A 23697-nucleotide genomic window follows, 5' to 3' on the forward strand; every position below is an offset into this window, starting at 1 on the left:
AGAATAAATCAAATTAAAAGCCAGTTAGATACTTCTCTAGCTGGCTTTTTTATTTTTGACACTCAACAAAATAGAAGTATGAAAATTTTCTGGAAAACAGTCGATTGAAAAGCTAGTTTCCTAAAACAAAACTTCAAAACATCAGCTAGGTAAATCATGACCTCTTCTAATAATGTCTTCGAAGACGACCTTCCCAAATGGTTATGGTTGTGGCTACCTATTATCATAGCTGCCAGCTTACTTGTTACAGGTCTTTTGCTATCAGAAGAAACTTACAGTCATTGGATTGGAAATGAGCGGACAGGAATACTTGAGACATCTCATGCCATTATTCCTGCGATATCTTTCATACTCGCACTCCGTATTATTCTTCACCCAAATGTCCCTACTTTTTCTTTCCTATGGTTTTGGGTATTACTTGCCGCCTTGGGAAGTTTTTACATGTCAGGGGAAGAGGCCAGTTGGGGACAACATTGGTTCCAGTGGGATACATCCGCTGAATGGTCCCAAATTAATGACCAAGGAGAGACCAACTTTCACAACACAAGCTCTTGGCTCGATCAAAAGCCCCGTACAGTTCTGGAAATTGGTATCATTTTAGGTGGTATCATTTTACCGCTTGTTTTGCGCAACAAACCACATCTAAGAAATCATCCTTACGCTATTATAGTCCCAACATTAGTCCTGTTACCAACAGCAATCATTGCAGAAACCACCCGGATGACAGAGCGTCTATTCGCAGCTTTGGACGTTCCTTTTCGCTTTTTCCAAAGAACCAGTGAAGTGCAGGAATTGTTTTTTGCTCTTTTTGTTCTTTATTATCTGATCATTATCTTAAAAAGAGTGAAGAAACTTAACTGACATCTTGTTCATGGGCCTCCATCTCTTCAACAGGGGCAATATTAGTAGATTGTTTGACCCCATTGCCCCAAGCGTCAATCAAATCGTCTTGATAGCGTCGGATAGACTTAATTTTTCCATCTGTTGAAATATTAAGATAGCTAGAAACAAAAATTGGTGTTCCCAGATAAAGAACCCACCCTAATCCAGCAGCACCGTAAGCTATCATCATATTCCATGGATCAGCGATAGCGTTAAAGGCACCGTCAAAGGTTTGGCCTCGTTCCCATAAATCCATCAATGGAGGGAGCACGCCACAAAAATTTGGCAAGCCTATCGTCACTGTAAAATATCGATGTGGATTACGATCAATGACATATACAACAAGACTGGGAACCATCAAAACAGCCATAAGGATGGCTGAGGGCATTAATACCGCTGCCAGCACAAGAATAACGAGAAGAAGAGGTAAGCGTCCCATATTATCCTCTAAAAAACCCAAGCAATTGTCATAAGCACCAGTGCCAAACTTGAACATACGCCGGAAATAACCGCAGATGTTTTATCACTGACATGTCGAACATTTTCATTCGAAACAAGTCCACCTTGCTCCAGCCATGTGGCTTGAGCTTCCAGATTAGAGAAAATAACTTGTGCCTGATCGAACCCAACTTGATCTTGATCCTTGATCTGAGAATTATCCAAAATCGATTGTAAAGTTGTTAATTTACCTTCACCTGTTGCATTTTCAACAGCCTCACGAAGTTGTTTTCGAAAAGCTGTATTATGAAAATTCTCAACAGAATCTATAAGTAAATTGGCCATATGCGCAGATAGAGCGGGTAAATTTGGCGGCCCAAACTGTTTTTGCATGTCCGACAAAATCCTCAATGAAGCACTATTATAAACATCCCGATTAAATGGATCTTCAAAGCGCTTTAACAAAGCATCAAAATTACCACGCATGTGATTCATGGCAAAGGCAAGGACATGCCTATCCACGGGTGCGCCCTCTATACGGCCTTCGGCAACCATACTTTCCAAAGCGGGTAACAAGTTTTTAACGTCGTCAACATAATGATCACCAACCAACGGAGACATGCAGGGCCAGCCTTCATTACCTGCATAAACAGCACGTTCCATCCCATAACCAGGCACCATGCTTTTTACATTCTGCGCCAAATGTTCAATTTGCTTAATGATCGCAATAAACTCTGGCTTCGTTCGTGTTTGCGATGTAACCCAAGCTTGGGATAGTTTCATACGAATAATATCAAGAAGCTGTTCAACCTTGCCAGGCTCAAAAAACTCCAAAGCAGCAGCTTGCGCAATGGCATCGACACGAACCGCTACGTCTTTATAGATAATCGGCGCAGAAGGATCTAACGCCATGATAGAAGCAGACACGGCTCTATCTTCGCCACTTCCCGTTGCAGCCAGGGCATGCGATGTTCGCTCGGCAAGGACGACGAGGTCTCCCATATCATCATTGGAAAGCGCCCGTCGAACCCAGGAATCCAAATGATCAGATTGGATTAATACTTTACTTTCCGACCAATTTAATCGCATCGCATTCGCCAACATTGGCGCCGTTAAATAGTCTTTACCAGCGAACGATATAGATCTTACTGCTTTAGGAGGGAGCGGAACCTGTTTAGGGCTAAGATGCCGCCCATTGGCCCACATTTCAAGATCTTGAATTGTCCATCTCTCATAAGGATCGTCACTTAACAATCCGCGCAACGGTTCCATTAATTTCAGAGGAACACGTGTTTGCCCAACCAATGCTCCATAAGACCCCAGTTTGATTTTGGCTTCGATGATCTGTTCATCCGACCGCCCTTGAAGCAGAGTCCCCCCCATGGAAATTTCAGCTAAAAAAACACCAAAAGAATAGAAATCATCCAGAACACCACCATCTCCGCGTCCGGAAGGTGACGCCATCCCGGAGTCAATTGGCTCATATAAAACGGGTTGAGCATAAGCAGGTGGTGTAGATAAACATTCTCCAAGTGTTGCCCTACCATCTGAAGTGATAAAAATATTTTCAGCGCGAATGGCACGATGCATAAGTGTTCGCGCAGAAAGTTCACTAAGCGCAGGTAAAAGGTTATATATAATCCCGTTGATAATTGATTCTTCATCCATTTTTGGAACCGGATGTCCGGCTTGTGGAATTAACCGTTTCCCCGAAGGGCGTTCATATACAAGAACAAAACGGCGAATATTATCATCTGGAAAAACAACCGTACCGGATCCGACAGGCGTCATCATCACCGGACAGGCAACACGGCTCATTAACCTGATCATTGAAAATCGCGGCGCAGCTTCTTTTTGGCAAATCAGAGCAAAAAGTGGATTATTTCCCTTAAGACTTGCTGCAGCAATCGCCATCGTTCCTGGTGATTGCAACTCGGGCAGACGTTCCGCAGGCAAAAGCCGAAACTTGTCCTCGAACTCTACAGGTTGCTGTAGATGCGCCAATTCATTGGCAATTTCCTTGATATGAGCAGGCATTACTTCCTCAACCCGAGAACAGGCCCCCCGGCCTTCACAACACAAAAGATAAATACAGTTCTAGAGCTATAACAGAGAAAGGTAAAAAAGATAGTTAACAAAGTTTTTCTTTTCGCTTATTCAGACCTGTATTTAGGGTCTGTTGAGATTTTATTTTATCCATTGTAATGCAGCGATAAAGTGAAGGAAGGCAGTTATTATGCGGCGGTATATGCGATTTTATCACGCTTGGCCATGCAAAAGCACGAATATCATCGCTGTCATATCCTTTATCAGCTAGCAGATTTCGAGCCGAAAGATTTTCAGTAAAGGTACGGCCAGCGGTGCGTCATGGCGTTGTCCGGTGGTAATGATAAAATCCAGAGGTTTGAGGTGGCCCAGAAAAACAGGATCACCGCATAAACTACCCTAAGCCAGAAGCGACAACTATAAGGTCAATACTCTCTGTACAAGCAGTGGATGTCATCTAAACGACACTGAAGAGAAAATGTCAGATCAAGTTGTGTCTTCTGCATCTATACATCAACAACGCGTTCTAGAGGTATTTTTCCATTTCTAACTTAAGATCTTCAGAAGAAAACTTTCCCTTTACTAGGTAACCTTTAACAAATTCGAATGAAGATGCTTTTTGTTTATCTTCTTCTCTTTCCGACGAAGTAAACATCATAACTATGTTAGATTTGACATCAAACTGGTTTCTTAGGGAATTAAACCACTTACCGACTGATGTCGGTAGGTTTACTTAAGGAGTGTAACTCCAAGTACTTTAGTATTACCTCATCGGTTACGTTTCCGCTTGTTGTAGAGAAATATCCCCGCCCCCAGAAACGTCGTCCCCCAATATCGTTTTCCGAGTTCAGGATATTCCATCTGAATTTTACGCGATGAACGCCCCCTTGATCCGCTGCATAACATTTGACAGGGACAGATGCGGAAGGACCGACAAAAACATATGAACATGATCCGTAGAGAGAACACCCTTAACTATACTCACTCCCATTTCCTCACAGCTTTGCCGTATAATATCACGTAAGAGTTCGCGCATCTCTCCGCGTAAAATCTTGAAACGATACTTGGTAACCCACACTACATGAAAACGGTGGTAAAAGTGGTATGACTGCCTGTACAATAGGACATCCAAAAAATCTAGCTGAAGCTGACCGGCTAAAAGTCGGTGACTTTAAACCTAAAGCTTGGAAATTAACAGGAGTTAAGCCGGATATTTTCAGGAGAATGATTGATCAGCCTGAGGCCTTCGCGGGAACGAGTTTGCCGCCGCAAAAGGCGTTCGGGTTAAGCTTTAGACATCAAACCCAGCATCATGGTTCCAAAAGAAAAAGCGCCACAGCATTAAAAACGGGATCATTACAACTGAAAATGGACGGATTGTCTCCGTGTCAAAACCAACACCCGAAACAGTGCATGCCATGAGTTTCCTCAGGTAATTGAGCCAATTCCTTCAGGGTAATATCAGGAATAGTTCTGATCTGCTGAACAAGCTTTACCCATGAATCATCTCCGGAAGATAGTGAATCATATATAACCCTGAACGGGAATCCATATTCGACTCAAATCAAAGACAAAGTGCTTTAGCTCAGGAGAATAAGGCGGCAGACACTCACATCATAAAACGCTCAAGCTGAGAGAAATGTTCCGACAGCGGACATATAGTGAAGGTTTTGTCTAGAAGCACGAAACAATAAAAAACCTTGCTCCAAATTACCGCTTCGTAGCTCTCTTTATGAGCGCACCTTCAAGACAATCTACCAGCTTGTGCCCTTCTTTCTCGTTGTGCTCATACGCGAGCTGCTCTGATTTTTTGGCATCTCCCGAGGCAATGGCGTCGATAATCGGAGCATGTTGCGCGATCAACTCGTCCCCATTTTCGACTAGCATATTTGCTTCGTAGATGTAGCGTTGAACTTGCCCACCCATTAACTTGTACATATCGAATAGATGCTTGTGGCCCGAAAGCTGCACTGTGCAGAAATGAAGATCATAATCGGCTACAGCGGCTTCTCGTGCATTGGAACTTTTTGCCTTAAGGCAGAGCTGAGAAAATGCTGCGTTCAATCGCTTTTTTTTGGTGTCGTCAATTGTTTGTGCCACCAACTTCGCTGCTAACGCCTCCAGAGCAGAACGTAGGGATTGCAATTCGAAGGCATCACGGATCGTCAACTCACTGACTGCCCAACCGCGATATGGGAGCTGATCGACCAAGCCCTCCTTCTTGAGTTCCTGAAGAGCTGAGCGAATAGTTCCACGGGATAACTGAAACTGGTCAGCTATCTGAACTTCAGTGAGACGTTCACCCGCACCAAGCTTGCCGGAAATGATCTGATTTCGAAGGAGATCTGCAGTCTGAGTGTCCAAAGTTCTTCTTTCAAGCTGCTCTTCCATCAAATTTATACCCTGCTTAGTTAATTGATAACAATATAGCTGACGCGTTTAGCAACTTCAAGCCATTCCAGTACGCACTAACGAGATATGATTTAACCGGATCGCAGCCACTTTATGAGACTAGGTGTGCTCATCGCCGGCCTCCCATGACTTGTACTTCTTCACAGTACTCGTCGACGATTTCAGTGTCTGGAAGGCCGCCCCCAGCTACTCAGTTTCATCAAAGCAAATAGCCAAGTCCTTTCGCATTAGATCAACTGCAAAACCATGGTCGAAGTCACCCTCCATCATAAATTTGTACCGATTCATCATTTTCCCGCTTCCTGCAGCACTCTGGCTGATTGCTCCCACGACGGTATCGCTATCAAGACCGGCTTCCTCAGAAAATGCAAGGCCTCAGATAGCACTTGAACAAGTCCAGCTATGAGGAATCCGGTTGCGGCTTTTCATCTGCTCTGCCACCTAAATCCGCAACACCGGATCCGGAAAATACAGCCGCATGGTTATTTCAGCATCACTTGAAATCCTCTCAACGACGTGAAGTATGTGAAGCTTAGCTCCGGACATTTGCGAGAATTGTACTGCCTTCTCCATCGCAACTTTTGCATTTTGCGAAAGGTCAGATGCGAACAGAATATCAGTTATAGCTGGTTCCATGCTGGATTTTCCTTTCAGTAGCCAAAGAAGCGCGGCAGCCACAGCGATAGCTCCGGAAAGAACGCGATCACGAAGATTGCTGCGGTATTTACAGCTGCGAAGGGCAGTGCACGAAGGGAAATTTCTTCGATTGAGATTTTGGAGATACCCGACGCAATGAAGAGATTCTCGCCCAACGGAGGTGTCTGGAAGCCAACTCCAAGAGTACAAACCATGACCACACCAAAGTGTACAGGGTCGATACCAACACTGTAAGCTACAGGTAGCATCACCGGAACAAGGATAAGGATGGTGGCCAGAGTTTCCATGAACATCCCTACAAAAAGCAGAAACAGAATGATCAGCGTCCAGATCACATAGACGTTTTCCGAGAAGCTGAGCATCGATTCGGCGATCTGAGCCGGGATCTGGTGCTCAACCAGCAAGCGGCCGAACACAGTGGCGGTGAACAGGATCAGCAGAACCCGCCCGGTCAACCAGGTTGTCACCTCAAGCGACGACATTATCTTGCTCCAAGTGAGCTCTCTATAGACAAACAAGCCGATAACAAAGGTGTAGAAGATTGCGACGATTGCTGCTTCGGTCGGGGTAAAAAAGCCAGAATAAATACCGCCCAGGATGACTATCGGAGCCATCAAGGACCAAAAGCCCTTGTAGATGTTGTCTGCGATATTGGCGAAGGACCAGCCTTCAGAAGTACCACGGTAGCCGTGCTTGCGGCACAGGAAATAATTCAGCAGCATGAGACTGCCTGCAATGACGAATGCAGGTATGAAGCCAGCGATGAATAGCTTGGAGATCGAGACCGTCTGGAAGATGCCGAATTTTTCGATAGCTGCTGCGGGAGGGATCATACCAATACCGGCGATGCCAAAAATCACCATCGGAATTGACGGCGGAATCACAATGCCAAGGCCGCCGGAAGAGGCTGTGATTGCTGAGGCATAACCCTTGTCATAACCGCGCTGTACCATGGCAGGGATCATCAGCATCCCTACGGCAGCTGTGGTCGCAGGACCCGAGCCCGAGATAGCGCCAAAGAAAAGACAGGACAGAACTGTTGCCGCCGAAATACCGCCCGCAAACGGGCCTGCGAAACCTTCTGCGACATCAATCAGCCGCCTGGAAATTCCACTTGCTTCCATGAGAGCCCCCGCCAGAATGAAGGCAGGAAGCGCCATCAGAGGAAAGGAACCAACGGATGTAAAGGCGATCTGGACGAACTTGATTGGGTTCTCGTCCAGATACAGAAAAGATATGAGTGACGCGACACCCAAGGCCACTGTAATCGGCGAACCCAAAAACAGGAGCAGAAGGAAGGTACCAAAGAGGATCAGGATGACTGAAGATTCCATACTTATGTCTCCTTGGAACCGTTTATTGTTGCGCTCTTTTTAGGATGAAAATCTTCGAGATCAATCTTGTCGGGATCATTGATTTCCTGCCGCACGATGAGTTTCAGGTAATTGACCTGCAAGATTCGGATGGTCATCAGCGTAAAGGCGACAGGCAGGACCATATAGATCCACTTCATCTGGACCCCAAGCGTTTGAGAGGACCAGAATTTGTTCATCTTGAAGAAGACAAAATCACAAGCGAGATAAATGAAATAAACGTTAAAAAAGATCCAGAAGAGATCTGCGAACCCTTCGACGAATTTGATCCAGTAGGATGGAAGAAATTTGAACTGAAACGTCACCCGGTTATGCGCGTTCATCTTCGCGGCATAGCTGGCGCCGAAGAAAACGAACCAGACAAACATATAGACAGAAAGTTCTTCAATCCACGAAATTGAGAAGCCGAAGATCTCGCGGGCAACAATCTGCATAAACAGTAGGCAGACAAAAGTGGCCAGCAACGTACGACAGATATAACTTTCAATATTATTCAATAACTTCAGAAGCATTTCCCCCTCCCTTCCTGAAAATGGGGGACGCCAAAGACGTCCCCCACAACAGATCACTTGACGGGATCACGACCCAAAATTTCGAGAGTGGCGTTCAATTTTTCAACACCACCGATGCTGTCGTAAAACTGAGGCCAAACAACCTTTGTAGCGCGTTCAATGAATTCCGCTTCATTGTTTTCCGGTTCATGAATTTCCATACCCAGTTTCTCTAGGTTAGCCTGTATCCGTTCCTCAGATTCACGCAGGAAAGCTGCGGAAGCAGCGGTTGCCTTGCGGCCTGCTTCAAGCAGAATTTTCTGGTCCGCTTCGGACAGGCTCTGGAACACGGATTCGGAGACAAGGATTGGTTCAACCGAGAAGTTGTAGCGCAGGTTCGTCACATACTTTTGCACTTCATTGAACTTCATCGAGTAGATGGTTGAGTAGGGGTTCTCCTGACCATCAACCACTTTGGTCTGCAGAGCGGCGAAGACTTCTGACCAAGCCATCGGGGTTGGGCTCAGCCCCCAGGACTTGTAGGTTTCCAGCAGGATCTCGTTTTTCGGAACGCGAATGACGAGACCTTCAAGATCGGCAACGGAAGTGACAGGCTGTTTGGAGTTGGTCAGTCGGCGGAAACCGCCATAGCCCCACGTCAGAACGCGTACTCCGGCGTCGTTGATTGTGGTGTCCCGGAGTTCATTGCCGAAGTCACCCTGGGTAAGCGTTTCGGCTTCTTCCAAAGACTGAATGACGTAAGGCAGGGTCAGAATGCCCGCGGTCGGCGAGAATGGGACCAGGTTTGGTGCCGCGATTGTGGTCATGTCCAGAACACCGATTGCGGCGTCATTAACAGTGTCTTGTTCTGAACCAAGCTGACTGTTCAGAAACAGTGTAACGCTGTGCTTTCCACCGGACAGCTTTTCGAGCGCCGACTTGAAGGCCAGAGCAGTTGCTTCTTGGGAGCTGCCAGGACCATCACCAGCTGCCAGTTTAAAGGTTTTGGCAAACGTTGGTGTCGACATGAGACTGATAACCGCGGTAACTGCCAGAAGAGTTTTAACAAATTTTGAAAACATTCCTGTTCCTCCTTGATATAACGGGGGAGTATTGATGAAGCGCATATATTCGCTTCTATGCGCCCGTTTTCCCCCGCTGAAGAATAGGCGCCGGGTTTTGGCCGCACCCTCCAATACGTGGATGGCACGGCCTCGTTAGATGACCGTCAAAGAACTATTAGCGAGGCATCACTGCACCTTCAGATGCAGGTGCAACGTGATCAGCGTAGTGCTTCAGGTAACCTCTTTTCACGCGAGGCTCAGGTGCTACATAGGTCGTAAAGCGTTCCTCAATCTCTTCTGCAGAGACATTTAGGTCCATCTTGCGCTCAGTCAGGTTGATAATGATTTCATCGCCATCCTTGACGATACCAATCGGACCTCCGCGTGCTGCTTCTGGCGTGACATAGCCGATGGCAGGTCCGTGAGTTGCGCCGGAGAACCGTCCATCGGTGACAAGTGCGCAAGTCTGGCCCAGCCCGGCACCCATGACTGCGGACGTAGCGCCCAGCATTTCGCGCATGCCGGGACCGCCTTTGGTGCCTTCGTTGCGGATGATAATGCAGGTGCCGTGATCGATGTCATTGGCGCGTACTGCGTCGATCGCGCTTTCCTCATCTTCAAAAACACGGGCGGTGAGCGTGACATCCCACATGGCCTTGGCCACGCCGGAAGCCTTCACCACTGCGCCGTCGGGGGCAAGACTCCCACGCAGGATGTAAAGTGATCCTTCTTCTTCAACCGGGCTTTGAGAGGAATGAATGCACTCAAGGTTTTTGTTCTCGGCTCCGGCAACAATTTCACTGACTTTTTTTCCCGAAACCGTCAGCGCGTCACCGTGGATACGACCGCCAAGCGCTTGCAGAACTGCGGGAACGCCGCCAGAAGTGCCCAGCTCAGTTACTCCCCACGGGCCGGATGGAGCGAGCTTTACCAGGGTAGGAGTGTCGCGGCTGAGGCGGTCGAACGTATCGAAATCGACGTTAACGCCAGCCTCTTTCGCCATAGCGATCATATGGAGAACCATATTGGTTGAACCGCCAACGGACATCCCGACGCGCATCGCGTTTTCGAAGGCCTCTTGGGTCAAGATTTTTGAAGGCCGCAGATCTTCTTCGAGCATTTCCATGATGCGCATGCCAGTGTATTTTGCTGCGCGCAACTGATAATTGGATCCGGCCGGCAGCGTACCTGAGTTTGGAAGCGCTAGCCCCAATGCCTCTGTGTAGATGCCTGCAGTGTTGCCTGATGTTGCGGTGTCGCAAGCTCCGGAGAAGGGGAAGTGATTGTCTTCAAGACCTTTCAGGTCTTCTCGACTTAGCTTACCGAGGAGATGCTCGCCTACACCGTCATAGACGGTTTCCAGGAAAACCTTACGACCTTTGTATATTCCTGCCTCTGTCGGCCCACCGTAGATCATGAGCGCGGGCAGGTCGAGCCGAGCGGCTGCCATCACCATCCCCGGCATGACCTTGTCGCCGGATCCGATCAGCACCATAGCGTCAAATCGGTGGCCTTCGACCATCAATTCGATCATGTCAGCCACTACATCACGTGAAGGCAGAACATAGCGCATGCCTACTGATGCAAAAGTCTCACTATCAGTGACGTGGAATGTGTTGAACTCGCAAGGGGTTCCGCCCCCCATCCGGATACCTGCCTTAACGGCTTCGGCCACTTGCTTCAAATGGGCATTCTCCGGCGAAAAGTCCTGATAGGTGTTCACAACCGCGATCATCGGCTGTTCAAATTCTTCGTCGATCAGCCCGGCGCCCTTGGCCCAGGCCCGCTGCAAAGAGCGTTCCAATCCGGTGTACTGCTTGTTGCTACGCATTTCTTAACTTCCCTTCTTAACCTGTCTGTAACTGAGGACTCGCTTTGGTCTTGATATCATCGAGTCGAAAAGTATATTGCATGCTGGATAGTAAATTAGTCAACAAAAAATTGTTAACAATTAATTGTTGAACATTTGTAATTTATGTACGAACCCGGCAGATGTGATTAGACTTGTTGCAAAAGTGTAATGGCTTCACAAAGGTCTGGAATTGTGATTCAGTGATAAAAAAGTTGGAGGCTCTTTCATTATGCCGATGCTTAACGCCGGGCATCTTTTACACAAGCGCCAATTCCGTTATTTAACAGGAGCTACGCCGGATATTTTCAGGGGAGAGGTTGATCAGCTGCGGCCTACGTGGGAACGAGTTTGCCGCCGTAAGAACTGTTAGGGTCGTCCTTTTGGTGTGGGCGGTTTGGAAGAGCACCTTCTTGTGATACTGATTTTGTACCGCTGCCATATCACGCAGGTTTTTTTTAGTGCTCTTATATGGCGTAGACAAAGCGACGATCAGCCGAACTCCTGGGCGGATGAAATGCTTCCGTATCCTTGCCGATACATACTACTATTCTGGCGACCGACGCAGCATGACATTTTCAGCTATCGCAGGTATTACAAACGTCATCGTAAAATTCTAAAAAAAGATGGAAGCGGGAAATTGTACCCGATGTAATATCCCGATACTTTTGCAACAAGTCTATTAAATAAAAAGCGCTTCCAATTTTGAAAGCGCTTTTTATTATTAAAAATCGTCTTTTCTAACAGATCTTATGCCTTCGGGTGAAACGGGTCCTGAACAAGGATTGTATCATCCCGCTCCGGGCTTGTTGACAGCAATGCAACCGGTATTTCAATAAGTTCTTCGATACGACGAATATACTTAATTGCCGTTGCTGGCAAATCCGCCCAAGAGCGTGCACCGTAGGTGCTGTCATCCCAACCTTCGAGCGTTTCGTAGATAGGCTCTACTTTGGCCTGTTTACTCGGCAAAGAAGGCAGATGATCGTACTCTTCACCATCAATACGGTAGCCGACACAAACTTTAAGCTCTTTGAAACCATCCAGAACATCAAGTTTCGTCAAAGCGATACCAGTGATCCCACCAACTTTACATGCCTGACGCACCATTACAGCATCAAACCAACCGCAACGGCGTTGACGACCTGTTACCGTACCGAACTCGTGTCCACGTTCGCCCAAGCGCTGCCCAACGTCATCAAACAATTCTGTCGGGAAAGGGCCAGAACCTACGCGCGTTGTGTAAGCTTTTGTAATGCCGAGGACATAACCAACAGAGCTAGGACCAACACCCGATCCAGCAGATGCCTGACCTGAAATCGTATTGGATGATGTCACAAACGGATAAGTTCCGTGATCAACGTCCAACATGGCTCCTTGAGCACCTTCGAACAGAACCCGCTTATCAGTTTTGCGGCACTCTTCAAGGCGTTGCCAGACGACATCAACAAAGGGAAGGATCTTTGGAGCGACTTCCAAAAGCTTTTCAACAACACCAGCACCATCAATCTCTGGCTGGTTCAGACCTCTGAGTAAAGCATTATGGTGAAGCAACAGTGCATCAACACGTTCTTTTAGAAAATCAGCATCTTCCAGATCACAAATGCGAATTGCGCGACGCCCAACTTTGTCCTCATAGGCAGGGCCAATACCACGACCCGTCGTGCCAATCTTGGCATCGCCTTTCGCAGCAGCTTCACGCGCGCGATCTACTTCACCATGCAATGGCAAAATAAGGGATGCATTTTCTGAAATTTTCAGGTTCTCAGGCGTAAGTTCTACACCCTGGTCGCGCAAGCGATCCATTTCAGACAACAAAGCCCAGGGATCAACGACAACACCATTACCGATAATGGACATTTTTCCCTTGCGGACGATACCGGAAGGCAAAAGCGAAAGCTTATAAACTTCACCATCAATAACCAGTGTGTGACCGGCATTATGACCGCCCTGAAAGCGGACAACGACGTCTGCTCTTTCAGACAGCCAGTCAACGATTTTACCTTTACCTTCGTCTCCCCACTGGGAGCCAACAACAGCAACATTAGACATGTCAGTTATTTCCTAACTCATGTATGTGGTCATTCTCTAAGAGATGACTACAGGACAAACGCAGCGCTTCCGCGCGATCATTCTCAACAGGTTTAAGACCTGAAATTGTTATCCACCCCTGTGCGCGCAATGCAGCACCCTCGTCACGTCGTGTTCCATGCGGAAGGAAAATACGGCGTGCGACCTTCGGTTTTGGAAGGGCTCGTAAAACAGTATCCATAAAGAGGGTAAAACCAGTGGCTGGCTCAGTAACATTATCTACACTTACAGAATCATATCGTCCGCCACGTCCAAGTTCCCCCCGTACACCTTTGGCAAAAAAGATAAAACTTGTACCTGTGTGATATTCAAAACCGCGATGTTCGACCAGATCCAGCGTTACCGTTAATTTTGGGGCGGCTTCTGTGACTAGCTCGACGACATTAATGAGCTTAGCAAATTCTTTAGCTGCAACGCCTGAAAATTCAAGATCCTTCGCATAATCAATAACATGCTGAGCTGAACCCGCAGCATTGAGAAGCTTTAAGAAGAAAGTTGCGTGTTCCCCGGCAATCTTTTCAACTTCGGCTGCATCCTTACGGTCCAAAGCAACTCGAAGCTCCAAAGCCTGTTCAGCATCATAACCAAACTCTTTTGCAATCGCCGGAACAAGCGTTGGAAGGTTAATATCAACACTCAGATCCTTGACACCGACCGCTTCAAGCGCCGTAACAGCAGCCAAAATAACCTCAGCATCAGCAGCATTCTCGGTAATACCGATCAATTCACCACCTACCTGAGTAAATTGTCTTTCCGGGCGAAGTTGACTGCCCGTCACCTGAAGAACATCACCACCATAACAAAGGCGCAAAGGTCTCGGTGCGTTCTGAAGACGCGAGGCCGCAATACGCGCAATCTGTGGGGTGATATCTGCACGAACCCCCATCATACGATGGCTGGATGGATCCATAAGACGGAAAATTTGATCGGAAAGAGTTTCGCCTGCACCTGAAAGCAGTGCATTTTCAAACTCAAGCAACGGAGGCTTTATGCGATCATAACCTTCGGATGAAAAACTATCTATAAGACGGCGCACTACTTCGGCTTCATGCGCGGCTGCAGGCATCAGCAAATCCTGTAAGCCAGCTGGCAATAAAGCCTGGTTCCCATTTTTTTTCATGGTCTGCGTTCCGGGTCGTTTTTAAGCTCATACGATGCGAAAAAACCTGCCGTGACCGGAAAAGGTCTAACCTTGGGCTCTTTCGGTGATTGACTACAGGTTTTACCCTTCAAGAGCAACCTGATTCCCTGATTCAAGGCTGAAAAATTACACTTTTCTGAAGGGAGAGCTAAAATATGTAGTGAATTCAAAAAGAAGGCTGCGAAAAATACTCACAGCCTTCTGTCGATAAAATCTGATGAAAGCATACTAGCCTTCATTAAAAAGAGCGCTCTCTAGAAATCAAGTTGTACAACCTGTTTTGTCTGCGGAAGCTGTTTAACTTTGTCCAGCTGTATAGCATCCAACGGGCTATCCAGTTCAATAAGAGCAATCGCATCTTGCCCCGGTGCTGTGCGGCCCAAATGGAAGGTCGCAATGTTCACACCTGCTTCGCCCAACTGCATGCCAAGAGCCCCTATATATCCCGGAGAATCTTCGTTGGTCAGATAAAGCATATGTTTGCCAAGCTCAGCCTCGATTTCGATTCCTTTGATATTGACCAGTCGAGGACGCTTGCCACCAAAAAGAGTTCCGGCAACGGAACGTTCACCTTTTTCGGTTGTAACCGTCAAACGGATTAATGTCTGGAAGTCACAATCACGTTCGTGCTTGGCTTCGCTCACATCAATATTACGTTCCCGTGCAATCACAGGTGCACTTACAACGTTCACAGAATCCATAATTGGGGCCAAAAGACTAGCAACAATCGTCTGCGTCAATGGACGACAATTAAGGGAAGCAACAGAACCTTCGTAATCGATCTTGATTGCCTTCAGGCCAGTGCGTGTAAGCTGACCAGCAAAGCTACCCAACTGTTGCGACAAAGCCATATAAGGTTCCAACTTGTTGAACTCTTCTGCAGTCAGAGACGGCATGTTCAACGCATTGGTCACAGCACCAGTCAGAAGATAATCTGAAAGTTGCTCGGCAACCTGCAAGGCAACGTTTTCCTGCGCCTCAGCAGTTGATGCTCCTAAATGAGGTGTCGCGACAAAGTTAGGTGCTCCGAACAAAACAGAATCTTTTGCCGGCTCAACTTCGAACACATCGCTAGCTGCACCAGCAACATGACCACTTTCTAAAGCAAATTTTAGATCTGCTTCAACAACAAGACCACCACGGGCACAGTTAATAATACGGACACCCTTTTTCGTTTTGGCCAGCGCCTTGGCATCAATAATCCCTTTGGTCTGATCAGTCAGAGGAACATGCAATGTGATAAAATCTGCCCGCGCTAGCAATTCATCCAGTTCAACCTTTTCAACGCCCAAATCTTTAGCGCGTTCGGGGGACAGGAAGGGATCAAAAGAAATTACTTTCATCTTCAGTCCCTGTGCACGATCCACAACAATAGAGCCGATGTTGCCGCAGCCAATCACACCCAAGGTTTTCGCCGTAAGTTCAGATCCCATAAAACGAGATTTTTCCCACTTACCAGCCTGAGTTGATTCGTTTGCTTCGGGAATTTGTCGCGCAGTTGCAAACATCATCGCGATTGCGTGCTCTGCAGTGGTAATAGAATTACCATGTGGTGTGTTCATAACGACAACACCTTTGCCGGATGCTGCGTCTATATTCACATTATCAACGCCGATACCGGCGCGACCAACAACTTTCAGCTTCGTCGCAGCTTCCAACACCTGTGGTGTTACTTTCGTTGCAGACCGGATCGCCAGACCGTCATAGTCACCGATAATGGCGATCAATTCTTCTTCGGAAAGACCGACTTTGGTATCCACCTTGACACCACGATCACGAAAAATATCCGCTGCTTTCGGACTTAACTTATCACTTATGAGTACTTTTACCATTTTTCCAACACTCTATTTGAATTCTGTACGTACTTGTTCTATCGCCCAGTCCAACCAGGGCAAAAGAAGCTCGATGTCTGAGGTTTCAACTGTGGCCCCGCCCCAAATACGTAATCCCGCAGGTGCATCGCGATAAGCACCAATATCAAGCGCGGCATTTTCGTCTTCCAACAACGCAGCAAGTCTTTTTGCAGCTTTAGCCTGCGCATCATCGGAAAGAGCTGTGAACCAGTCTGCTGTTACTTTCAAACAAACGGATGTTGTCGAGCTCGTTGATGCATCTTCTGCAAGAAAGGCAGCCCAATCACTTTTAGCCACCCAATCTGCAATTACAGAAAAGTTGGCATTACAACGCCCCACTAGCCCTTCCAAACCGCCAACACTTTCAGCCCATTTAAGAGAATCCAGCGCATCTTCGACACAGAGCATCGAAGGCGTATTAATGGTGGCACCGGTAAAGATCGATTCGTTAAGTTTTCCGCCTTTTGTTAAGCGAAAAATTTTCGGCATTGGCCAAGCAGATTCATGGCTCTCCAAACGCTCGACGGCATGTGGACTTAGCGCAATCATACCGTGGGCACCTTCGCCCCCCAGCACCTTTTGCCAGGACCACGTTGTGACATCCAGCTTATGCCAAGGTAACCGCATCGCAAACGCGGCTGATGTTGCATCGCAAATAGAAAGTCCCGCACGATCAGAACTGATCCACTCTCCATTAGGCACACGAACACCAGAGGTCGTACCGTTCCAGGTAAAGACCACGTCACGATCCCAGGAAACCTTTGATAAATCAGGTAGTTTCCCGTAATCAGCTTCAAAAGTACGTACGTCATCGAGTTTCAGTTGTTTGATCACATCTGTAACCCAACCTTTACCGAAACTCTCCCACGACAGCATATCAACACCCCGCGGCCCAAGAAGAGACCACAACGCCATTTCTACGGCGCCAGTGTCAGAAGCTGGGACGATTCCGACACGATAATCTTCGGGGATACCAAGGATTTTGCGAGACAGTTCAATCACTTCCGCGAGTTTAGCTTTTCCGCCTTTTGCGCGATGAGATCGACCATGCCAGCAAGAGCCTAGTGAATCCAGAGACCAGCCAGGGCGCTTCGAACAAGGCCCGGAAGAGAATCTTGGATTTAAGGGACGTTCACTAGGTTTTTCTTTCATTGGACATTTAACTCCAGTATGGCAGTTTTTTGACTGCACGACACAAACCACCCTGAATTCAGGGTCGCAAACCGACTTTTTCAGGTCGCGGACGCATCATAAACATATTGCACCGCAAAATGCTCCCTTTTATTTGCCTGATTTTAACAGAAATGAAATTTTTGCATAAGCACAGCATTCTAGTCAGTGCTATTCCAGAATATTTTCTATATACTTAGAGGAATTGACTTCGCAAAATTAGGTGAGCCAAAGCAGGGTGGGAATGAATACCGATCAATTTATCGTTTTTGCCATTATAGGCCTCGCATTAATTTTATTTATATGGGGTCGCATAAGATATGATGTTGTCGCAATGATGGCGCTTATTGGATCAGTGATCCTTGGTGTCGTCCCCGCTGACACTGCCTTTGAGGGTTTTGGTCATCCTGCGGTTATAACCGTTGCTGCCGTTTTGATTATCTCACAGGCTTTGCGTAACTCAGGTATCGTTGAGTTGGCGACTCGTTTTTTAGAACCTGCTGCGGGACACCCCACACTTCACATTCTGGCCCTGACCGCTGTCGTTGCGGTTTGCTCTGCATTTATGAACAACGTAGGCGCGCTTGCCCTGATGCTGCCAATCGCTATTGGTAGTGCCTACAATAGCAAAAGACCCACAAGCGAAGTCCTTATGCCACTTAGTTTTGGCTCATTGCTTGGTGGTCTTACTACTCTTATAGGTACGCCACCAAACATTATTATCTCAAGCTTTCGGCAAGCTGAAACCGGGCAAAACTTTGCCATGTTCGACTTTTTACCTGTTGGACTTGGTGTCGCGTTAACAGGTATCCTTTTCATCTCTGTTGTTGGATGGCGTTTGTTGCCTAAACGGGCTGTAAACAACAGCGAGCATGAAAACCTTTTCCAGATTGAAGACTATATCGCCGAAGTTCGAATCCCGGAAAATTCTCCTTATGTCGGGCATCGTCTTGTTGATTTGGAAACATTAGCTCAGGGTAACGTCGCTGTCGTTGCCTTGGTTCGCCGTGAAGACCGTATGCTGGCCCCATCTGGCTATATGCGCCTGAAAGCTGAAGACATTCTTACCCTAGAATCGGATACTGATACACTTCAACGGGTTGTTGATGAAGCCAATCTTGAGCTTGTTGGTTCTGCAGATGAAAGCTCTCAAGAGCTTCAGTCTGATCGTGTTGGTATATTGGAAGCTGTGGTTACGCCTGGGTCAAGGCTTGAAGGCCGGACGGCACATAACATGCAGTTACACACACATCACGGAATCAATACCCTTGGCGTTGCCAGACAGGGCCAACCCGTCAACGAACGGATTGGGCGGGTGCGTTTTATGCCGGGGGATGTGCTCCTCATCCAGGGTATCAGAGAAGAAATGCCAGAAACACTAGCATCTCTGGGGCTTTTGCCACTTGCGGAAAGAGAACTTTCTTTGACACCTAAACGCGGATCAATTATTGCTCCGCTTCTCTTTGCACTCGCAATTCTTCTGGTGGTTTTCGGCATTCTTCCACCACAGATTTCTTTTCTCGGTGCCGTCGGCACAATGGTTTTGCTTGGGGAACTTAACCTCAAGGAACTTTACGAATCTGTGGATTGGTCAATTATTGTGCTTTTGGCGGCAATGATTCCGGTAGGAATGGCCTTGGAAACAACCGGCGGTACGGCAATGATCGCTTACCCACTTGTATCCTTGAGCGAACATTTTCCCGTCTGGGCCATAATGGGATTATTGATTTTCATAACCATGGTTTTATCAGACGTCATGAATAATGCCGCCACAGCTGTTCTTATGGCTCCTATTGGTATTTCCATTGCCAATAGTCTCGGCGTTAATATTGATACCTTCCTGATTGCAATTGCAATCGGCAGTTCATCAACTTACCTGACCCCTATAGGACATCAATCCAATTTACTTGTTATGGGTCCCGGTGGATATAAATTTGGTGATTACTGGCGTATGGGACTGCCACTCGACATCATCATCCTCGTCGTGTCCGTGCCTCTTATTCTCTGGATATGGCCACTTTAAAATTTAGAGAGTATAGGCCATTTTCAGGACATTACTGTCTTCATTAAAATCAGTCTCCCGAAAGCCCAAATTTTCGTACAACTTGATCGCATGATCCATTTGCCCACGGACCGTTTCGAGTAAAATTGTACGTGCCTTCTGGTCTTTGGCAAAGTGCAGAACCGTCGTAATCAAAGCTTGCCCGGTATTATGGCCACGCCCCAATGGTTCAATCCACAGGCGTTTCAACTCGCAGCATTCATCCTCTTTAAACTGAACCCCGACAACACCAACGGCCTCACCATCAGACGATTTTACAAGCCATAAACGACCATAAGGAAGAACATAACGATTCTCGATTTCATCGAGTTCTCTCTCAAATCCTTCAAAACAGGGGCATGCCTGTGCCCACTTCTCATAATTTTTGAAAAGCTTCACAGCAGAGGAAAAATCCTCAGAAGAAGTCGCTGTTTCAATATTCATCGTCATCATCTCTTTATGTGTACGCTCGATGCACTATAGATAAATTCTTCCCTTAAGATAAAGCACTGCCGTACCAGTTAAAAGAATTCGATCTCCCCTATCTTCTAGTTCAAGCACACCCCCTCGTTTAGATACCTGCTTTGCAATCATCTTTGTCTTGCCCAACTGTTCTTTCCAATAAGGCGCACAAACAACATGTGCAGACCCCGTCACAGGATCTTCTGGAATACCGCAATGCGGCCCAAAATATCTGGCAACATAATCATAATCACGGCTGGTTGAAGTAATAATCAAGCCATCCCCTGGCAACACCGCAACCTTGTCAAAATCCGGTTCAATGGCAAGTACGCTTGCTTCATCCTCAAGTACAGCCATAAGTTTGCTTGATTTATAGGTTGCCAGTGGGCGTACTCCGATAGCCTCCTCAACCATGCACACGCCATCAAAAGGTGAAGGCGGCCGAGCCGGGAAATCAAGCGTATATCGCCCATCACCGCACATCACCTTTAGCACGCCACTTTTAGATTCAAACAAAATCTCTTTTGCTGCTTTATCCAACTCTGTCGCAATTACGTGGGCTGTTGCCAAGGTCGCATGACCGCACAAATCCACCTCTGTCGTTGGGGTAAACCACCGCAAATGATATCCTTGTCGTGCCGGCACAAAAAAGGCCGTTTCAGAAAGATTGTTTTCTGCAGCGATTTTATACAGCAAGTCATCCGGTAGCCACTCGGCCAAAGGACATACTGCTGCCGGGTTTCCATTAAAAACCTCATCGGTAAATGCATCGACTTGGTATAAAGGAATTTCCATCATAACACGGATTTCTTTTCTATTTTTGTGCCTCGATTTTTCTCATGGCATCTTCAATTGCTTTCAATGATAGATCAATATCTTGGTGTGTTATTTTCCAGGAAGAAACTGAGAGCCTAAAAGCATTGTGTCCTTTCCAGATCGTTGGGCCAAACCAACAAGTGCCTTCTTGTTGAACGCCTTGAATTAATGCTTCTGTTCTCTCAGCACTATCCCAAGACACCACGATTTGATTAAGAACAACATCATTCAAAATGTTTAATCCTAAAGCTTCCAATCCTTTGGCAAAATATTCAGCCAACTCACAACATCCAGAAATCAAATCATCGACACCATCACGACCAAGAAACTTAAGCGCAGCCCATATATCAATCCCGCGGGCACGTTTGGAAAACTCCGGAATGTAACTCTGAGATGCCCCCTCTCGACCTTTTAAATAAGCAGCAGATACAGACATTGCACCATAAAGAGCCTCATCATCGCGGCACACGACCACCCCACCGTCATAGGGCGTATTCAACCATTTATGCCCATCTGTGGCCCAGGAATCAGCCTTCTCCATCCCTTGAGCTAAATAAGCTTTAGACGACGACGATCGCGCCCAAAGGCCAAACGCACCATCGACATGCACCCAGGCACCAACAGCTTGTGCACGGTCACAAATCTCACTGATGGGATCGAAAGCACCGCTGTTCACGTTCCCTGCCTGCGTACAAACAATCGTTTGATCATTCAATTCGGGCAATTTACCAACATCCATCGCTCCATTTGCATCCGTTGGAATTTTTATAACTCTGCTTTTTCCAAGGCCGAGCATGGACAGTGCTTTCAAGACGGTTACATGTACTTCATCACTCACGATGACTTTGATCTCGGGTGCACCAAACAGGCCATCTTCTTCAACATTCCAGCCTTGCTTTTTCAAAATTTTATGACGCGCCGCTGCCAGAGCTGTGAAAGTGGCCATTGTCGCCCCGGTTACAAAACCAACAGCAGCTTGTCGCGGCAAATCCAACACGTCTAAAAGCCACTGCGATGTTACCTTTTCAATTTTATCTGCAACTGGTGACGTGACAGACGAAGACGCAACCTGATCCCAAGCTGTGGCCATCCAGTTCGCGCCGACTGTAACAGGCAAGCTGCCCCCGACAACAAAACCAAAATAACGACTTCCTGCTGACGCAACCGTCGCGGACGCCCCTAACTCGTCCAGTTGTCCCAGGATATCCTGGGCATTCTGACCTGTTTCAGGAAATGGTTCTTCAAATCCAGTGAGAGCCGTAAGCTCAGAGGCTGCAGGAAAGACCCTTTGGCGATCAACTCCTGAAAGATATCTTTCGCTTCTCTCATAAGCATCACGTAACAATTCATTCGACATTGTACTGACCTTTTCCCCTGAACATGCTGGCGAACTATCACCTAAGCACTTGAAATCAAATAATTACACTCAAATCAAAAGAAACAATTCTTTAAATCCACATGATTGTCACAGTTAAAACTTGATTCATAAGGGGGTCAATGATTACATTGTCACCATGACAAATTGGCTTCCAAAAGTAAAATTCGGGGCAGGTCCTCGCTATATGGCAATCGCTGACGCCCTTTCCGAAGATATTCGAAATGGCTTTCTGCAACAGGGTGATCGTCTTCCGACACACCGTGATCTTTCATGGCATCTTGGCGTCACGGTTGGTACGGTCAGCCGCGCCTATGCCGAGGCAGAACGCCGGGGACTTACATTTGGCGAAGTCGGCCGCGGTACTTTTGTTCATGGTCCGTCCGCAGCCGAACGCCACATGCTAAATCAAACCAGATTTAAAGATCACAACCTGATCCAGATGGATTTTGCCTATCCGCCACCAGGTGACGTTGAAGAAAAAGAGATGACATCAACTCTTCAAAGCATCGCTACAGACCCAGAAGTATCCACTCTTCTAAGCTATCAACCTCACTCCGGACTGCCCCATCATCGTGAAGCCGGGGCCAAATGGTTTGATATGAACGGCTTAACCGTCGAACCGGATAATGTTATTCTCACAGCGGGTGCCCACCATGCCATAGCTGTAACCATGGCAGCATTGGCACGTCCAGGGGATCGTGTTCTGTGTGAAGAGATGACCTATCCCGGTATACAGTCCGTATGCAGAATGCTTGGTCTGCGTCTTGACGGTCTTGAAATGGATGCCCATGGCATTTTGCCAGAGGCCTTTGAAGAATCCTGTAAAGCAGGTGATGTGAAATTTTTATACTGTGTCCCCAATTTCCAGAACCCGACGACGCGCCTGCTTCCTATGGATCGACGGCAAGCCGTTGCAGACATTGCTCGCCGCCACAGAGTATCAATTATTGAAGATGACGTCTTTGGACTTGTCGCGGAAAATGCACTCCCACCCATTACCAATCTGGCACCAGAACGTTGCTACTACATCAGCTCATTAGCAAAAACCATTGCACCGGGCTTACGTGTTGGCTATCTGACAGGGCCTCAACACAGCATTGCCAGTTTGATCGCCGCCGTACGTGCCACATGTTGGATGGCTTCGCCTATCACAGCAGAAATTGCTACCCGATGGATTATGAGTGGCTCTGCCGATAAGATCTTGGAGGGCAGAAAGAAAAGCGCACGTCGCCGTGTAGAAATAACCAGAAAGATCTTTGCCGACTACGAAATGGAAAGCGAAACATTGGGGATCTATGTCTGGCTCTACCTACCAGCACCATGGAGATCCAGTCAATTCACCCATGCCGCAAACAGGGCTGGTGTCACTATTTCTGCCTCGGAAGCTTTCATTGTGGGCCGAAAAGCCCCCCCCCATGCCGTAAGAATATGCTTAGGACAACCGGATTCAGAAGAGAAACTAATCAGAGGTTTGGAAATTCTTGTAGAAATTCTTCAAAAAGGGCCTGATGTTGGCACATCTGTGTTTTAGGT

General features: G+C 47.2%; 20 protein-coding genes and 1 pseudogene. 4 read left to right on the forward strand and 17 right to left on the reverse strand.

Going from position 1 to position 23697, the window contains the following annotated elements; genetic code table 11:
• Positions 1–156 precede the first annotated feature (156 nt).
• Entirely contained in the window at positions 157–861 is a 705-nt protein-coding gene (locus tag WH96_RS20990; protein WP_053005510.1) for a hypothetical protein, read from the forward strand.
• Here WH96_RS20990 and WH96_RS00625 read toward each other — a convergent pair.
• The 3 genes from WH96_RS00625 to tnpA all read right to left on the reverse strand — a co-directional run bounded on the left by WH96_RS00625 (position 854) and on the right by tnpA (position 4498).
• Positions 854–1321: a hypothetical protein gene (locus tag WH96_RS00625; RefSeq protein WP_047762211.1), complete on the reverse strand. Its 468-nt coding sequence runs from the start codon at positions 1319–1321 to the stop codon at positions 854–856. The genes WH96_RS20990 and WH96_RS00625 overlap by 8 nt on opposite strands.
• Before the next feature lie 8 nt (positions 1322–1329).
• Positions 1330–3357 carry a serine/threonine protein kinase gene (locus tag WH96_RS00630; protein ID WP_047762212.1) on the reverse strand — a complete coding sequence of 676 codons (2028 nt, stop codon included), beginning with the start codon at positions 3355–3357 and terminating at the stop codon, positions 1330–1332.
• A gap of 877 nt (positions 3358–4234) precedes the next feature.
• Positions 4235–4498: an IS200/IS605 family transposase gene (gene tnpA, locus WH96_RS22725; protein WP_455428436.1), complete on the reverse strand. Its 264-nt coding sequence runs from the start codon at positions 4496–4498 to the stop codon at positions 4235–4237.
• On the opposite strand from tnpA, the gene WH96_RS00640 reads away from it, so the two are divergent.
• Positions 4471–4788 (forward strand): hypothetical protein, encoded by a 318-nt coding sequence (locus tag WH96_RS00640; protein ID WP_047762213.1) that lies wholly within the window; start codon positions 4471–4473, stop codon positions 4786–4788. The genes tnpA and WH96_RS00640 overlap by 28 nt on opposite strands.
• A 288-nt stretch (positions 4789–5076) precedes the next feature.
• Here WH96_RS00640 and WH96_RS00645 read toward each other — a convergent pair whose 3' ends face one another.
• From WH96_RS00645 to WH96_RS00695, 11 genes and pseudogenes are all read right to left on the reverse strand, one after another.
• Positions 5077–5730 carry a GntR family transcriptional regulator gene (locus WH96_RS00645; RefSeq protein ID WP_162200096.1) on the reverse strand — a complete coding sequence of 218 codons (654 nt, stop codon included), beginning with the start codon at positions 5728–5730 and terminating at the stop codon, positions 5077–5079.
• Between the two features lie 234 nt (positions 5731–5964).
• Positions 5965–6141 (reverse strand): annotated as a pseudogene (locus WH96_RS22730) (NAD-binding protein); the annotation flags it as partial.
• A 78-nt stretch (positions 6142–6219) separates the two neighbouring features.
• Complete coding sequence (locus tag WH96_RS00655; RefSeq protein WP_047762215.1) at positions 6220–6414, reverse strand: universal stress protein; 195 nt, start codon at positions 6412–6414, stop codon at positions 6220–6222.
• A 14-nt stretch (positions 6415–6428) separates the two neighbouring features.
• Complete coding sequence (locus WH96_RS00660) at positions 6429–7769, reverse strand: TRAP transporter large permease (RefSeq protein ID WP_047762216.1); 1341 nt, start codon at positions 7767–7769, stop codon at positions 6429–6431.
• Positions 7770–7771: 2 nt separating this feature from the next.
• Positions 7772–8320: a TRAP transporter small permease gene (locus WH96_RS00665; protein ID WP_047762217.1), complete on the reverse strand. Its 549-nt coding sequence runs from the start codon at positions 8318–8320 to the stop codon at positions 7772–7774.
• A 53-nt stretch (positions 8321–8373) separates the two neighbouring features.
• Positions 8374–9381, reverse strand: a complete 1008-nt coding sequence (locus tag WH96_RS00670; RefSeq protein WP_047762218.1) for a TRAP transporter substrate-binding protein — start codon at positions 9379–9381, stop codon at positions 8374–8376.
• Positions 9382–9538: 157 nt separating this feature from the next.
• Positions 9539–11194 carry a dihydroxy-acid dehydratase gene (gene ilvD / locus WH96_RS00675; protein ID WP_047762219.1) on the reverse strand — a complete coding sequence of 552 codons (1656 nt, stop codon included), beginning with the start codon at positions 11192–11194 and terminating at the stop codon, positions 9539–9541.
• 768 nt (positions 11195–11962) lie between these two features.
• Positions 11963–13264: an adenylosuccinate synthase gene (locus WH96_RS00680; protein ID WP_047762220.1), complete on the reverse strand. Its 1302-nt coding sequence runs from the start codon at positions 13262–13264 to the stop codon at positions 11963–11965.
• Between the two features lies 1 nt (position 13265).
• Positions 13266–14423: an ATP phosphoribosyltransferase regulatory subunit gene (locus WH96_RS00685; protein ID WP_047762221.1), complete on the reverse strand. Its 1158-nt coding sequence runs from the start codon at positions 14421–14423 to the stop codon at positions 13266–13268.
• 275 nt (positions 14424–14698) lie between these two features.
• On the reverse strand, positions 14699–16276 hold the full coding sequence (gene serA, locus WH96_RS00690) for a phosphoglycerate dehydrogenase (protein WP_047762222.1): 1578 nt from the start codon (positions 16274–16276) through the stop codon (positions 14699–14701).
• 12 nt (positions 16277–16288) lie between these two features.
• Positions 16289–17449, reverse strand: a complete 1161-nt coding sequence (locus WH96_RS00695; protein WP_047762223.1) for a phosphoserine transaminase — start codon at positions 17447–17449, stop codon at positions 16289–16291.
• Between the two features lie 262 nt (positions 17450–17711).
• On the opposite strand from WH96_RS00695, the gene WH96_RS00700 reads away from it, so the two are divergent.
• Positions 17712–19490, forward strand: coding sequence for an SLC13 family permease (locus tag WH96_RS00700; protein ID WP_047762224.1), 1779 nt, complete (start codon positions 17712–17714; stop codon positions 19488–19490).
• Positions 19491–19493: 3 nt separating this feature from the next.
• Here the strand turns inward: WH96_RS00700 and WH96_RS00705 are convergent, their stop codons facing one another.
• From WH96_RS00705 to WH96_RS00715, 3 genes are read right to left on the reverse strand one after another with little or no spacing between them, the layout of a single operon-like run.
• Positions 19494–19952: a GNAT family N-acetyltransferase gene (locus WH96_RS00705; RefSeq protein WP_047762225.1), complete on the reverse strand. Its 459-nt coding sequence runs from the start codon at positions 19950–19952 to the stop codon at positions 19494–19496.
• A gap of 33 nt (positions 19953–19985) precedes the next feature.
• Positions 19986–20768, reverse strand: a complete 783-nt coding sequence (locus tag WH96_RS00710; protein ID WP_204248086.1) for a PhzF family phenazine biosynthesis protein — start codon at positions 20766–20768, stop codon at positions 19986–19988.
• Positions 20769–20784: 16 nt separating this feature from the next.
• Complete coding sequence (locus WH96_RS00715) at positions 20785–22143, reverse strand: pyridoxal phosphate-dependent decarboxylase family protein (protein ID WP_047762226.1); 1359 nt, start codon at positions 22141–22143, stop codon at positions 20785–20787.
• A gap of 157 nt (positions 22144–22300) precedes the next feature.
• Here WH96_RS00715 and ehuR point away from each other — a divergent pair, with 157 nt between their 5' ends.
• Complete coding sequence (gene ehuR, locus WH96_RS00720; protein ID WP_047762227.1) at positions 22301–23695, forward strand: MocR-like ectoine utilization transcription factor EhuR; 1395 nt, start codon at positions 22301–22303, stop codon at positions 23693–23695.
• The last annotated feature ends 2 nt before the right edge of the window (positions 23696–23697 follow it).

It is taken from the genome of Kiloniella spongiae, assembly GCF_001026905.1.
Lineage (GTDB): Bacteria > Pseudomonadota > Alphaproteobacteria > Kiloniellales > Kiloniellaceae > Kiloniella > Kiloniella spongiae.